Annotated in this window: 9 protein-coding genes; 5 read left to right on the top strand and 4 right to left on the bottom strand. The window is 72.5% G+C overall.

Going from position 1 to position 12,221, the window contains the following annotated elements; translation table 11 throughout:
* Positions 1-89: 89 nt before the first annotated feature.
* A complete protein-coding gene (locus tag ACZ4XD_RS36330) occupies positions 90-1,202 on the bottom strand; it encodes a CapA family protein (RefSeq protein ID WP_468049700.1) in 1,113 nt (370 codons plus the stop codon).
* A gap of 206 nt (positions 1,203-1,408) precedes the next feature.
* On the bottom strand, positions 1,409-2,437 hold the full coding sequence (locus ACZ4XD_RS36325) for an EamA family transporter (RefSeq protein ID WP_468049698.1): 1,029 nt from the start codon (positions 2,435-2,437) through the stop codon (positions 1,409-1,411).
* Positions 2,438-2,507: 70 nt separating this feature from the next.
* Between ACZ4XD_RS36325 and ACZ4XD_RS36320 the strand changes: the two genes are divergently transcribed.
* Positions 2,508-3,371: a LysR family transcriptional regulator gene (locus ACZ4XD_RS36320; RefSeq protein ID WP_468049696.1), complete on the top strand. Its 864-nt coding sequence runs from the start codon at positions 2,508-2,510 to the stop codon at positions 3,369-3,371.
* 67 nt (positions 3,372-3,438) lie between these two features.
* On the top strand, positions 3,439-4,245 hold the full coding sequence (locus ACZ4XD_RS36315) for a (2Fe-2S)-binding protein (RefSeq protein WP_468049694.1): 807 nt from the start codon (positions 3,439-3,441) through the stop codon (positions 4,243-4,245).
* Positions 4,246-4,262: 17 nt separating this feature from the next.
* Here the strand turns inward: ACZ4XD_RS36315 and ACZ4XD_RS36310 are convergent, their stop codons facing one another.
* On the bottom strand, positions 4,263-6,233 hold the full coding sequence (locus tag ACZ4XD_RS36310) for an APC family permease (RefSeq protein WP_468049692.1): 1,971 nt from the start codon (positions 6,231-6,233) through the stop codon (positions 4,263-4,265).
* An 89-nt stretch (positions 6,234-6,322) separates the two neighbouring features.
* The gene (locus tag ACZ4XD_RS36305) at positions 6,323-7,150 is read right to left on the bottom strand and encodes a GNAT family N-acetyltransferase (RefSeq protein WP_468049690.1); all 828 of its coding nucleotides are present in this window, start codon (positions 7,148-7,150) and stop codon (positions 6,323-6,325) included.
* A gap of 362 nt (positions 7,151-7,512) precedes the next feature.
* Here ACZ4XD_RS36305 and ACZ4XD_RS36300 point away from each other — a divergent pair, with 362 nt between their 5' ends.
* From ACZ4XD_RS36300 to ACZ4XD_RS36290, 3 genes are all read left to right on the top strand, one after another.
* Positions 7,513-9,696 carry a SpoIIE family protein phosphatase gene (locus ACZ4XD_RS36300; RefSeq protein WP_468049688.1) on the top strand — a complete coding sequence of 728 codons (2,184 nt, stop codon included), beginning with the start codon at positions 7,513-7,515 and terminating at the stop codon, positions 9,694-9,696.
* 116 nt (positions 9,697-9,812) lie between these two features.
* Positions 9,813-10,994 (top strand): MalY/PatB family protein, encoded by a 1,182-nt coding sequence (locus ACZ4XD_RS36295; protein WP_468049686.1) that lies wholly within the window; start codon positions 9,813-9,815, stop codon positions 10,992-10,994.
* A gap of 260 nt (positions 10,995-11,254) precedes the next feature.
* Positions 11,255-12,103 carry an IclR family transcriptional regulator gene (locus tag ACZ4XD_RS36290; RefSeq protein WP_468049684.1) on the top strand — a complete coding sequence of 283 codons (849 nt, stop codon included), beginning with the start codon at positions 11,255-11,257 and terminating at the stop codon, positions 12,101-12,103.
* Positions 12,104-12,221: the final 118 nt, after the last annotated feature.

The following is a 12,221-nucleotide window of genomic DNA, read 5'->3' as shown; positions in this document are numbered from 1 at the left end:
CACCCGCTACGACAAGACCGTCGAGTCCTACCAAGCCGCCGTCACCCTCGCATCGCTCCTGATGTGGGCGTGACATTTGAAGACAACTCCTAGGCCGGACGGAGGGTGAGCGTGCCCTCCGGCTCGTCGGCGGCACAGGGCCGGAAGCCGGAGCTGATCCGGTCGAGGAGCCCTTGCAGCCACCGGGAATCCTGGCGCGAGGCGTGCCGCAGCCGCATGCGCCGGGCTTGTAGGGGGACGATCCGCACGTCGTGGAGCCTGCCGGTGTCCGGGTCCAGCGTGACGAGGAAGGGCAGCCGCAGGTCGTCCCGGTACTCCTCGTAGCCGGTGATGCCCTCGTAGTCATCGATGAAGTCGCCGCACCCGTAGATCACGAGCTTTCCGCGGTATGCCTCCAGGGCGCGGGGGTGGTGCGAGGAGTGGCCGTGGACGAGATCCACTCCGCCCTCCAGGAGTCCGCGGGCGAAGGCGGCCTCACTACGGGTCACGTGGTAGCCCCAGTTGGGGCCCCAGTGGACGGAGGCGACCGCGAGGTCCCCCGGCCGCTTCACCTGCCGTACCCGCCCGATGATCTCGCCCGCGGCGGCCGGTGAGGGCCGGGCCACGAAGTCGACCCCGGAGTCGTCGCCGGCTGCCGCCCATGCCCGCGGGATACCGCTGGACGGCATCCCGAAGGAGAAGACCAGGATCCGGCGGCCGTCCGCGAGAGGGACGATCGCCGGGCGGCGCGCGGCGTCGGGGTCCGCTCCCGCCCCCGCCGTCCGAAGGCCCGCGCCCGCGAGCGCACCGAGGGTGTCCGCCAGCCCCTGGCGGCCGAAGTCCAGGACGTGGTTGTTGGCCAGTACGCAGACGTCGGGGCGGGCGGCGGCCAGACAGGGCAGGTTCGCCGGGTTCATCCGGTAGTGGATTTCCTTCTCGGGTGCAAATCCGGCGTACCGCGTGACGCTGGTTTCCAGATTGATCACCCGGGCGGCGGGCGCCGCGTCGTCGAGCACCTCCAGCGCGTCCCCCCATGGCCAGGCGAAGCCGGCTGGACACGGAACGGGGCCGTTTCTCGCCGCCGCCAGCTCGACGTAGGCGCGGGCGTCCCGGAGGTACCCCTCCCGCAGCGCCGGGTCACCGGGATGCGGCAGGATCTGGTCGACACCACGGCCCAGCATGACGTCGCCGCAGAGGAACAGTGTGAGCAAGTCACCGCCCATTCCCCCAGGTTAGAACCGGTCGGCCGAGGTTTCGCGGCGGGCGGGCGGACGGGGTTGCGCGGCGGGTGAGCGGACGAGGTTGCGCAGCGAGTGGGCGGCCGTCACGCGCCACGGCGTCCCGGAACCAGGAAGGCCCCCTCCCCCGGCCCCGGCTTCGTCCCCCTCCCCCTGAGCTGCGGCGATCCCCGGTGTACCGGTGACGCGGCTCAGCGGGCGTCACACCGCACCGGCGGCGCCCCGGCCTGCGGGCCGTGCGGCGTGCCGGAGTCCGCCGCGGGGGCCTGGCGCCTCGCCCGCGCGGGGAGCGCGGTGCTGCCGCGCCCCGGCGACGAGGGCGCCAGGCCGCGACCCGCGGCCAGGATGCTGACGGCGTTGGCCAGCACTATCGCGGAGACGGCCAGCCACTCGATCCCGCGCAGCGCCTGTCCCAGGACGACCAGGCCGACCAGTGCCGCAAGGACGGGGTTGACGCTCATGAAGATCCCGAAGAACCGCGCGGGAACCCGGCGCAGGGCCAGCAGGTCCGCGAGGAACGGTACGGCCGAGGAGAGGACGCCCGCGACGGCCGCGTATCCCAGGACGCGCGGGCTCGGCGGGTGGTGGGCGAGCACGGTGATCCCGACGGGGAGGTAGAGCAGAGCGGACACACCGGCGGCCGCGGCCGAGCCCTCGACGCCGGGCAGACGGGCGCCGACGAGGCGGTTGAGCAGGATGTAGCACGCCCAGCACACGGCCGCGACCAGACCGAAGGCGATGCCCGCGTAGTCGGTGGTCGGCTCGGGGCGGGTCAGGATGACGACCGCCGCCCCGGCGACGAGGCCGCACAGCAGATCCACCAGCCGGCGAGAGGCGGCCAGCGCCACGGCCAGCGGGCCGAGGAACTCCAGGGTCACCGCCAGGCCCAGGCCGATGCGGTCGATGGCGGTGTAGAGGGTCAGGTTCATCGTGGCGAACACCATCGCCAGGCACAGCACCGGCCACCACTGCCGCCAGGTGAACGAACACAGCCGGGGCCTGCCCACCGCCAGGAGGACGAGCCCGGCCACCCACTGCCGCACGGCCACCACCCCGGCCGGTCCGATCGCCGGAAAGGCCAGCGCGCCCGTCGCCGCGCCGGTCTGGTTGGCGAGTCCGCTGCCGCACATCATCGCCACGCCCGCCAGTCTGCCCGAGCGCGCCGCCGGTCCCCCACGGACGGCTTCCGGATGCGGCAGGCCCTGCGTGCTTCGTCTCATACCCGGCAGCCTCGGCCCACCGGCGGTGATACCTAAAATGCATCCTCGTACGCATCAATACGCTCTGGTTATGGATCTGAGGATGGAACTGCGACATCTGCGCTGCCTGGTGGCGATCGTCGATGCCGGTGGCTTCACCGACGCCGCCATCGATCTCGGGATCTCACAGGCGGCGGTGTCCCGGACGCTCGGTTCGCTCGAAGACTTCCTCGGCGTACGGCTGTTGCACCGCACCAGCAGGAGCGTCATTCCCACCACCGCGGGCGTCCAGGTGCTGGCCCGCGCCCGGAAGGTACTGGCCGAGGCCGACAACCTCATCCGCGAAGCCACCACCGGCCACAGCCGGCTGCGCATCGGCCACGCCTGGTCGGCCATGGGCCGGCACACCGCCGAGTACCAGCGCCGCTGGGCGGCCCGCCATCCCGATATCGAGCTGTATCTGGTCCGCACCAACTCCGCCACGGGTGGTCTGGCGGAGGGGCTGTGCGACCTCGCCGTGGTCCGTACGGCCTTCGACGACGCGCGCTTCGCCAGCGCCGTCGTCGGCCAGGAGCGCCGCTACTGCGCGATGGCCGCCGACGACCCCTGGGCCACCCGCCGCGCCATCCCGCTGGCCGACATCCGTTCCCGCACCCTCCTCCTCGACCGCCGCACCGGCACCACCACAGCCGACCTGTGGCCCCCCGACGCACGTCCGGTCGTCGAGTACACCCAGGACATCGACGACTGGCTCACGGCGATCGCCACCGGCCGCAGCGTCGGCATCACACCGGAGAGCACCGCCAACCAGTACCGGCGCGACGGCATCGTCTTCCGGCGCCTCCGCGACGCCGCCCCCGTCGAGGTCCATCTCATCTGGCGACGCCATGACCCCCATCCGGCCACGCATGCCGCCGTCGCGCTTCTCACCGACCTCTACCGGCAGCGCACATGAACGCCCGCCCGCTCGTCCCCCTCCGGGTGCTGACGCCCACCCCTTCTCGACGCATCGGAGCGCACCCATGACGGAACCCGCTGCCGCGCCCCTGCCACGTCTGGCGGCACTCGGCCCCTTCTGCGCCTTCGAGACCCATGCCGAGGGCTCCGAACTCACCCTTCCCTGGCGGAAGTTGAGCGAGCTGGCCGAGGAGGGGAACGAGGTCCTGCGCGAGCGGGTCGCCGCCGTGCGGGCCTCCCTCGCCGCCAACTACGGCAGACCGCCCGAAGCCGTCGAGCAACGGGTGGCCGCCTCAGTTGCCCATCTGGGCCTGGTGGCACGGGTCATCTCACCGGCCCTCGGCCTCGCCGCTCTGCACGGCCTGCCGTCGCGGCCGCTCACCCTGGGCGACCTGCGGTGGGGGTCCGCCCTCGGCGGCGCGTTCCGGCTCTCGCTGCCCCGGGAGGCGGTGACCCCGGCCGTGTCCGAGGACGTGCGGCACAGGTGTGGCGCCGACAGTGAAACCCGCCCGGTCAGCACCCTCGCCGACGACCTGCTGGCCGGGCCGGTCCGAGACCTGGTGGCCGCGTTCGCCCCCTTCTCGGTCTCCCGGCACATCCTGTGGGGCAATGTGGCCTCCGCCGTGAACGGCGCCGCCACCGGCATCACCGCGGCCGCCCCCTCCCTGGCACACCCCGCCCGCGCAGCGGCCCTGACCTTCCTCCAGCATCCGCACCTACGGAACACCCACGCCCACAGCCCGCACAACGGGCGCTTCACCCGCCGAAGTTGCTGCCTCATCTACCGCGCCGCACCGGGCGGCGGGGGCGCCCTGTGCGGCGATTGCGTACTGCTGCACGGACGGGGCGGTGGCGGGCAGGGCGGGCGATGAGGGGGCGTCGGCGCAGCTCAGCCCACATGGACGCGGGGGCGGCGGGTGCGGTCGGGTTCGGCCTCGCGGAGGACTTCGCGGGTGACGGGGGCGACTTCGCCCTGGCCGAAGAGGAAGAACCGGAGGAACTGGGCGAAGGGATTTCCTTCGGTCCACTCGAAGTAGATGTGCGGCCGCTGTCCGGTCATGTCGCGGGCGTGCAGCAGCAGGGCGGCCAGCGCGTTGGAGACGGTGGAACTCTCCAGACAGAGCACGCGATAACGGCCGTGCAGGACCTCGCCGCGTACCCGTAGTTCGCTCTCGAACTCCGAGGGGTCGCCGACGGTGACCTCGACGAAGATGAAGTCGTCGTCGGCTTGGAGGTCGTTGTCGGTGCGGATCTGTTCCAGCTTGTCGCGGTACTCGGCCAGATCCCGCTGGTCGGGCTCGTTGGCGATGAAGCGGATCTTGCGGTGGGCGATGTCGCGGATGAACCGCTCGGCCATGGCGTCGAGCACGACGCTGGTGACGCGGAGTTCGAAGGCGCGGGCGAGGCGGGAGAGGAACGACACCAGGATGATGCCGGCGATGAAGCAGGCACCGATCTTGACGCCGTCGGGGCGCTCGATGATGTTCGCGATGGTGGTGTAGAGGAACACCAGGGAGATCACGGCGAAGCCGATCGTCCAGCCGCGCTCCCGGGCCCGCCGTGCGGCGATGGTCACGGCGATCGCGGCGGAGCTGATCAGGACCAGGACGCCGGTGGCGTAGGCGCCGCCCTGGGCGTCCACGTCGGCGTTGAAGATCCAGGTGACCAGGAAGGCGATCAGGGTGAAGACCAGCACCATCGGGCGCACCGCGCGCGCCCAGTGGGGCGCCATGCCATAGCGCGGCAGGTACTGCGGCATCAGGTTCAGCAGACCGGCCATGGCCGAGGCGCCGGCGAACCAGAGGATGGCGATGGTGGAGATGTCGTAGACCGTGCCGAACGCCGAGCCCAGATATTCGTGGGCCAGATAGGCCAGGGCGCGGCCATTGGCCGAGCCGCCGGGCTGGAACGCCTGCTCCGGGATGAGCACGGTGGTGATGAAGCTGGTGACGATGAGGAAGACGCTCATGATCACGGCAGAGGTGGTGAGCAGCTTCTTCGCGCCGCGGATCCGTCCGGTGGGGCGCTCCTCGGTGTCACCGGGGTCGCCTTCGATGTGCGGCATGACCGCCACGCCGGTCTCGAAGCCGGACAGACCCAGCGCCAGCTTCGGGAAGACCAGCAGGGCCACGCCGACCATCGCCAGGGGGCTGCCGTGTTCGGTGGTCAGGGCCTGGGACCAGTCGGTGACGACCTGCGGCGCGGTCGCCACATGCCACAGTCCGGCGACGACCACGGCCACGTTCAGCGTGAGGTAGAGGCCCACCAGGACGACCGCCACCCCGATCGCCTCCAGGAAGCCCTTGAGGAACACCGCGCCGAGCAGGGCGATCAGAAGGAGGGTGATGACCATCTGGCCGTTGTGCAGGGCGCTGGTGAGGTGCGGGTTCTCCACCAGGTGGGTCGCCGCGTCGGCCGCCGACAGGGTGATGGTGATGAGGAAGTCGGTGGCGGCGAAGCCCAGCAGGGTCAGCACGAACAGCTTGCCCTGCCAGAAGGACAACAGCCGCTCCAGCATGGCGATCGAGCCCTGGCCGTGCGGGCTCTCCTTCGCCACCCGCCGGTAGACCGGCAGCGCCCCGGCGAGCGTCACGAGCACCAGGACGATGGTGGCGACCGGCGACAGCAGCCCGGCCGCCAGGGCGGCGATGCCCGGCTGATAGCCGAGGGTGGAGAAGTAGTCCACACCGGTCAGGCACATCACCCGCCACCACCGCTGCCCCGGGTGGGAGCTCACCGGCCCGGCGTGCGCCCCTTTCTGATGCTTGGCCATATCGGACAGGCCCTCCAGCATCCAGGCGTGCAGGCGCTGCCGCGCCGTGGCCCCGGAGGAGGCACCGGCAGGGACGGAGGCGGCCATCGTGTGCTCCTGTCGTACCGCGAAAGCATCCCGCCATCGACGAGACGGCCAGGTCAGCGTACGGAGTCCGGGCCCCGCGACCGCGGTGTTCAGTGTTGTGGCGCCGGCGTGTCTCCGAGGGCCGCGGCGGCGGCCGGCGGGCCGGACGGGCCACCGTCCTGGCGCCGCGCCGGTCTTCCGGTGAGGTGGTGCACGTACTCGTGCGCCAGGCGGAAGCCGGCGGTCCAGGCGAGGAGCCGGCTGGGGCGGTTGTCGCGGGAACAGGTCCAGCTGGGGGCGTGGCCGCGGCCCGCGATGTCCTGGCACAGGGCGGTCACACAGGCCAGGGCGAGGCGCCGGCGGCGGTGTGCGGGCGCGGTGTAGCAGGCGATGTCCTCGTATGTGGTGCCGTGGAAGTACGTACAGGCGACGGCGAGGACCTCGTCCGTCCCGAAGGCCGCCCAGCCGAGTCCGGAGGCGGCGAGACCGGCCGGGCCGCCCCAGCTGGCATGGAGCCATGCCGTGTCGGGAGCGAGGGCGGCCAGCGCCGGGGCGTCCGCCGGCACCAGCCGGCGCACCGTCACCCCACGCGGCGGGCGCGGCACCGCCACCGGCACCTGATGCAGGTACAGCATCCGCTCCCACGGCACGATCCGGTCGAAGGCGCTGCCCAGGGCGGGCAGGAAGCGGCTGGGAGCCTGCACGTAGTGCGCGTCGAAGACGGCGAGGGCATCCGGTGCCAGGGCGCCCGGGTCGCCGCGGAGCAGCACATGTCCGGCGCAGGCGACGGCCAGCGTGCGGGGCGCGTGGGCGCGGTCGGCCCACCAGCGGCCGGTACCGGAGGCCGACACATGGTCGGCCAGCGCCGCCGTCCCCGGCGCCCCGGTGGCGAACCAGCGGGCGAGCGGCGGAAGTTGGTCCGGGGCGAGTTCGATCACTGCGGTCCCTTGAGGTGATCGCGGGACGGCCCGGCCCGTGCGGAACCGGGGCCGCCCGCTCGGCGCCTGAGGCACATCGACCGCCAGGACGATACGGGAGGAACGCCCGAAGCCGGGCATGATCCGCTTCGGCGCTCGCCGTGTCGCCGGGTCGCCCGGTCCCCGTCGGGCCGTGACGACGCCTCGTCCTTGTCCCCGTCCCCCTGTCGCCGTCCCGCTGCGCACCATGTGACCAGCCGGATCCGCTCCGCGACCGTTCCCGGCGCGGCCTGGACTCCGTCGAGTGGTGTGCCAGAGTGGAGGAGGACGGACCGTGTACCGGTACGGACGGGGTATCGGTGCGTGCAGGGAGAGTGCCTGTCATGTCCCTTCAGTCGGACCGCCTCGACGCGGTCGCCGCGCGTCCCGGGTCGCTGCCGCGCCGGAGCGAGGAGTACGAGGACCTCTTCGATCAGGCTCCGGTGATCTTCGCTGCGCTGAGCGGCCCGGCCCATCTGCTGGAGGCGGCGAATCCGGCGTTCTTCGAGGCCTTCGGAGGAGACCGCGGACGTGCCGATGTGCCGATCGGCGAGCTGATCCCCGAGCTGGCTCCGCAGGGCGTCCTGGACCGGCTCGACGCGGTGTACCGAACCGGCACCGCGTACCGGGCCCGCGCGGGGCGGCTGGTGCTCGGTCCGCCAGGGGCGGAGCGGGAGGGGTTCTTCGACTTCACCTACGAGCCGCGCCGGGACGCACTCGGCCGGGTCGACGGAGTGGTCGTGATCGCGGTGGAGACCACCGCCTTCCACCACGCGCAGCTCCTCGCGGCCGAGCAGCGCCTCCTGCTGGAGCAGATCGCGAGCGACGCCCCACTGAGCGAGATCCTCACCGGCATGGCGCGGGCGATCGAGGAACTGTCCCCGGAACTGATCGTTTCGGTGCTGCTCGCCGACCCCGACGGCACCCATCTGCTGCACGGCACCGGACCGAGCCTGCCCGCCTTCTACAACGAGGCCATCGACGGCGTCGCCATCGGTCCGGACGTCGGCTCCTGCGGGACTTCCGCCTATCTCCGCGAGCCGGTGATCGTCACCGATATCGCCACCGACAGCCGGTGGAAGGACTACCGCGACCTGGCCGCGCGGGCCGAGGTCGCGGCGTGCTGGTCCACCCCGATCATGGGGACGGACGACCGGCTGCTGGGCACCTTCGCGATATACCACCGCGCCCCCAAGGCCCCTGCGGACAAGGACGTGGCCCTCAGCGGCGCGTTCGCCCGTATTGCCGCGCTGGCCATCGAGCGTCACCAGGCCCTGGAGGCGGGGCGCGCCGCCAAGGAGCGGGAGAAGGCGGTCCGGGACGACCTGGCCTTCGTGTTGGAGGCCAGTACGGCCATCACCCGTGAGCTGCACTATGACGACTGTCTGCAATGCCTGGCCCGGCTGACCGTGCCGGCCCTGGCGCCGCTGTGCACGGTCCATGTGCTGGAGGACGGCCGCACCCGGCGGATCGCCGTGGCCGCCGCCACCCCGGCCGACGAGGAGCTGCTCGCCGCCTCCGGCCTGCATGAGGAGGTCGACCGGGCGGTGCGCCGGGTCCTGGCCTCCGGCGCGACGGAAACGGACCACGCCGATGTCGCCCGCGGCGGCCGCCCCGCGCTGCCCGGCATCACCGATTACGTCTCCGTACCGCTGGGTGCCCGCGGCCGCACCTTCGGGGTCCTGACACTCCTGGCCACCGGCCCGCCCCTGGACGGCCATGCCCTCGCCCTCGCCGAGGAGCTGGCCCGCCGGGCCGCGTCCAGCGCCGACAACGCCCACCAGTTCACCGACCGCGTCCGGCTGGCCCGCGACCTACAGGCCGGTCTGCTGCCTCCCGAGCTGCCCAGGATTCCCGGCGCCGATCTGGCGGCGTCCTACCACCCCGCCGGTGAAGGGCTCGACGTCGGCGGCGACTTCTACGATGTCTTCCCGCTGCCCGACAACCGCTGGGCACTCATGATCGGCGATGTGTGCGGGCGCGGCGCCCTGGCCGCCACCACCACCGGCATGGTCCGCCACACCGCCCGCGCCGCCGCGCGGCTGCTGCACGACCCGGTGGCCGTGGTAGCCGCCATCAACGACGCACTGACCGAAGGCCCCGTCGACGAGGACTTCTTCGTCTCGCTCGTCTACGGCGAACTGCGGCACACCGCATCACACCTCACGCTGGACCTGATCCGCGCCGGCCATGTCCCCCCGCTCGTCCTGCGCGCCGACGGCACGGTCGAACAGGTCACCCAGTCGGGCCTGCTGCTGGGTGTGGCCCCCGCCTTCGACGGTTGTGTGTGCCGGGTCGACCTCTTCCCGGGCGACAGCCTGGTCCTGGTCACCGACGGCATCACCGAGGCCCGTTCCGCCGCCGGCGAGTTCTTCGACGAGCACCGCCTGGCCGCGGCCCTCCACCCTCGGCGCACCACGTCCGCCGGCGCCGCCGGTCTCATCGAGTCCGTCAATGCCGCGGTGACGGCCTTCGCGGGCCCGTCCACCCCCGACGACCAGGCCGCTCTGGTCCTCACCGCCACCTGACCGCTCCCCCACACCGGCACCGACCGATGAGCACGCCACGCCGTCCGGCGCACACGGGGTCGCCCGATGCGTCCGCGCCCCTGCCCTTCTGCGGGGAACCTGCTTATTTTGGCCCCATGGACAGCGCGCCGCGTGACACCCCCGACGACAACGCCAACCCGCTGCACCGGCTCTCCCTCGACGCACTGCGCCGGCGTACGAGCATGAAGTGGCGCACCTACCCGGAGGATGTGCTGCCGCTGTGGGTGGCGGAGATGGACGTCCCGCTGGCCGCGCCGGTCGCCCGGGCGATCACGGACGCGGTCGCGCTCGGCGACACCGGCTATCCGGCGGGCACCGCGTACGCCGGGGCGCTCGCCGACTTCGCCCGCACACGGTGGGGCTGGGACGGGATCGCCGTGGAGCGCACGGCGATCGTGCCGGACGTGATGCTGGGCATCGTCGAAATGCTCAAGCTGATCACCGGGCCGGGCGACCCGGTGGTCGTCAACTGCCCTGTCTACCCGCCGTTCTACCAGTTCGTGACGCATATGGACCGGCGTGTGGTGGAGGCACCGCTGGGCGGCGATCTGCGGATCGACTTCGCCGCGCTGGAGGAGGCCTTCCGGCATGCCACGGCGGGCGGCGGCCGGGCCGCGTACCTGCTGTGCAGCCCGCACAATCCCACCGGCACCGTGCACGGCGCCGAGGAGCTGACCGCTGTCGCGGCGCTGGCGGACCGGTACGGCATCCGGGTCGTCGCCGACGAGATCCACGCGCCCGTGGTGGCACACGACGCCGCCTTCGTGCCCTATCTGAGCCTGCCCGGGGCGGAGAGCGGCCTTGCGCTGATGTCGGCCTCGAAGGCGTGGAATCTGGCCGGTCTCAAGGCCGCGCTCGCTGTGGCCGGGCCCGCCGCGGCCGACGATCTGGCCCGCCTCCCGGAAGAGGTCAGCCACGGCCCCAGCCACATCGGCATCATCGCCCACACCGCCGCCCTGCGGGACGGCCGCGACTGGCTCGACGCGGTGCGCACCGGAATCGACGACAACCGGCGGCTGCTCGCTGACCTGCTGGCCGACCGGCTCCCCCAGGTCCGCTACCGCCCCGCCGCCGGGACCTATCTCGCCTGGCTCGACTGCCGCCCGCTGGGCCTCGGCGACGACCCCGCGGCGGCCTTCCTCACCCGCGGCCGGGTGGCCCTCAGTCCCGGTCCGAGCTTCGGCACCGGGGGCGCCGGCCACGTCCGGCTCAACCTGGCGACCTCGCCCGGTCTGCTCACCGAGGCCGTACGGCGGATGGCCGCGGCGGTGGACTGACGCCGGAGCGGGGCCGCGCGGTTCCGCTCGGCCCCACCCCGGCGAGCGGCCTGATCCGGCGGCCCCGGCCCCGCGCCCCCGCTGTCATACCTTGCGGGATTCCCATTCATTAGGACATGATCTCGTTCATTGCGGGGATCCGGGGCGCGGCGACGACTTCACGGCACCGTCAAGTCCCAGTGGCAGCACCGGAATCGGGTCGGTAGTGTCACTCGACCAGTCGGATCCGCAGCGCGTTACCGGAAGGGCCGAGGGCGACGATGAGCGAGTCAGTGGCGCCGGGCACCGGCCGGAACTCCGCAGGCGGGGGGCCGGGCGAGCGGGCCGCGGGCGCGCTGGACCGGGGGCTGGCGATCCTGACCCATGTGGCGGGGCACCGCGGTGTCTCGACTCCGGAGATCGCCCAGGCGCTGGGGCTGACCCGGAGCACGGCGTACCGTCTCGTCGACCGCCTGGAGGAGCAGGGCTGGCTGACCCACACCCCGGCCGCGGGGCAATGGCAGTTGGGGCCGACGGCGGTCCGGCTGGCGTCCGCGGCGGTGACCTCGACCAATCTGCGCGATACCGCGGCGCCCGCGCTGCGCAAGCTCGCCGAGCTCACCCAGGAGACCGTCAGCCTCGGCGTGCCCAACGGCCTGGCCATGGTGTTCGTCCACCGCGAGCGCGGCACCCGGCCGGCCGTGGTGACCGCCGAGCTGGGCGCCTCCCGTCCCCTGCACTCCAGCTCGCTGGGCCGCGCCTATCTGGCCGCGCTGCCGCAGCAGAAGCTGGAGGACACCCTGATCGAGCTGGTCCGCGACCCGACGTCCCCGGTGTCCGCGGCCACCGTCTCGGACGTGCATGCCGAGGTCGAGCGCACCCGGGAACGCGGCTGGTCCCAGGACCTGCGGGACTTCGACGAGTCGAGCTGCTGCTGCGGCGCCGCCGTCTACGACCACACCGGGATGCCGGTCGCCTGCATCAGCGTGGCCGGCGTGGCCGAACGTATGGCGCCGCTGGTGCCGACCTACGGCCCGGTGGTGGCGCAGGTCTGCCGGGAACTCTCCTCGGCGCTGGGCTACTTGCCACCCGGGGTCCAGGGCGGGTCCGCAGAGCCCCGCCAGGTGTGAAGGAGACCCCCTGGGGCGGACACCCCCTAGGAGTTGTCTTCAAATGTCACGCCCACATCAGGAGCGATGCGAGGGTGACGGCGGCTTGGTAGGACTCGACGGTCTTGTCGTAGCGGGT

The organism is Streptomyces sp. NPDC029466 (assembly GCF_055574515.1).
The sequence above is the reverse complement of the archived record's forward strand: the minus strand, read 5'-3'. Positions and strand labels throughout refer to the sequence as shown.